The sequence below is a fragment of the Streptomyces sp. FH025 genome, assembly GCF_017427025.1.
GTDB lineage: Bacteria > Actinomycetota > Actinomycetes > Streptomycetales > Streptomycetaceae > Kitasatospora.
Genome location: NZ_JAFLNG010000987.1, coordinates 1 through 2,153 on the forward strand (window position 1 = coordinate 1; position 2,153 = coordinate 2,153).

Genomic DNA, 2,153 nt, shown 5'->3' on the forward strand with positions numbered 1-2,153 from the left:
GGCCACCGAGATGTCGGCGGCCGTCGCGCCGTGGGCGCCGAACTGCGGGCCCAGGACGAGGGGTTCGCAGCGGTCGGTGGAGGCATTGGGGTCGCCGACCACGCCGTACGCGGGGAAGCCGGCCTTGAGGACGAGTTGCGGCTTGGCGCCGAAGTGGTCCGGGCGCCACAGCACGATGTCGGCGAGCTTGCCGACCTCGATCGAGCCGACCTCGTGGGAGAGCCCGTGGGCGATGGCCGGGTTGATGGTGAGCTTGGCGATGTAGCGCAGCACGCGCTCGTTGTCGTCGCCGCCGGCCGTGGTCCCGTAGGAGCCGGCGCCGTCGAGCGGGCCGAGTTCGGCCTTCATCTTGCCGGCCATGGCGAAGGTGCGGCGGACGGTCTCGCCGGCGCGGCCCATGCCCTGGGCGTCGGAGGAGGTGATGCCGATGACCCCGAGGTCGTGCAGCACGTCCTCGGCGCCCATCGTGCCGGCCCGGATGCGGTCGCGGGCCATGGCGGCGTCGCCGGGCAGGTCGACCTTGAGGTCGTGCGCGGAGACGATCATGTCGAAGTGCTCGCCGAGCGCGTCCCGGCCGAAGGGGAGGGTGGGGTTGGTGGAGGAGCCGATGACGTTCGGCACGCCCGCCATCTTCAGCACGTTGGGGACGTGGCCGCCCCCGCAGCCCTCGATGTGGAAGGCGTGGATGGTGCGGCCTTCGAGGACGCGCAGGGTGTCCTCGACGGAGAGGCACTCGTTCAATCCGTCGGTGTGCAGGGCGACCTGGACGTCGTACTCCTCGGCGACGCGCAGCGCGGTGTCCAGGGCGCGGGTGTGCGCGCCCATGTCCTCGTGCACCTTGAAGCCGGAGGCGCCGCCCTCGGCCAGCGCCTCGATCAGCGGGGCCTCGTCGGAGGACGAACCGCGGCCCAGGAAGCCGATGTTGACGGGCCAGGCGTCGAAGGCGTTGAAGGCGTGGCGCAGCGCCCAGGGGGAGTTGACGCCGACGCCCCAGACCGGGCCGAACTCCTGGCCGATGATCGTGGTGACGCCGGAGGCGAGCGAGGCCTCCATGATCCGCGGCGAGAGCAGGTGGACGTGGGTGTCGATGGCGCCGGCGGTGGCGATCAGGCCCTCGCCGGAGACGATGGTCGTCCCGGTGCCGACGACGACGTCCACGCCGTCCAGGGTGTCCGGGTTGCCGGCCCGGCCGATGGAGGCGATCCGGCCGTCGATCAGGCCGATGGAGGTCTTGCGGATGCCCTGGATCGCGTCGATGACCAGGACGTTGCTGATCACGACGTCGCAGGTGTCGCGGACGGCGGCGGGCTTGAGGTGCAGGCCGTCGCGGGCGGTCTTGCCGAAGCCGGCCAGGAACTCGTCGCCGGGCGCCTGGGAGTCGGACTCGACCCGGACGATCAGGCCGCTGTCGCCGAGCCGGATCCGGTCGCCGGCGCGCGGGCCGTGGACGGAGATGTAGTCGTGGGGGCTGATGCTGGTCACGAGGGCAACTCCGTGTCGTCGAAGCCGGTCAGGTAGCCGGTGGCCCGGGCCTTGTCGAGGGCGGCCTCCTTGGCGCCGGGCGCGTCCAGCGGTCCGTCGACCAGGCCGGCGAAGCCGATCGCGACCCGCTCGCCGCCGATCGGCACCAGGCCGACCTCGACGGTGGCGCCGGGGTCGAAGCGCACCGAGGAGCCGGCCGGGATGGCCAGGTGGGTGCCGTAGGCGGCGGCGCGGTCGAAGGCGAGGCGGGGGTTGACCTCGAAGAAGTGGAAGTGCGAGGTGACCGAGATCGGCACCTCGGAGGTGTTGTGGACGGGGAGGAGCAGCGTCTCCTCGACCGGGTCGTAGCCGGTTCCGTCGCCGATGAGCGCGCCGCCGGGGGCCTCGTCGCCGAGCGAGCCGGCGCCCTTGAACGGGTCGTTGACCACGGCGAGGCGGGTGCCGTCCTCGAAGACGGCCTCGACCTGGACGACGGTGACCACGTCCGGCACGCCGGGCAGCACGTCGTCGGCGGTCAGCACGGAGCGGCCGGCCTCGATGGCCTCGGCCAGGCGCCGGCCGTCGCGGGCGGCCTCGCAGACGGTGTCCGCGATCAGGGCGGTCGCCTCGGGGATGTTGAGGCGCACGCCCCGGGCGCGGCGGGCGCGGGCCAGTTCGGCTGCTGTGAAGAT

The 2,153-nt window shown here is 72.8% G+C and carries 2 protein-coding genes; both read right to left on the reverse strand.

The features are described from left to right. Positions 1-1,482 (reverse strand): urease subunit alpha (locus tag J0670_RS36480; RefSeq protein ID WP_207817053.1); only part of this gene is annotated, 1,482 nt, incomplete at its 3' end. After that, a partial coding sequence (gene ureA, locus J0670_RS36485; RefSeq protein ID WP_243438028.1) for an urease subunit gamma occupies positions 1,479-2,153 on the reverse strand: 675 nt, incomplete at its 5' end. The genes ureA and J0670_RS36480, both read right to left, overlap by 4 nt.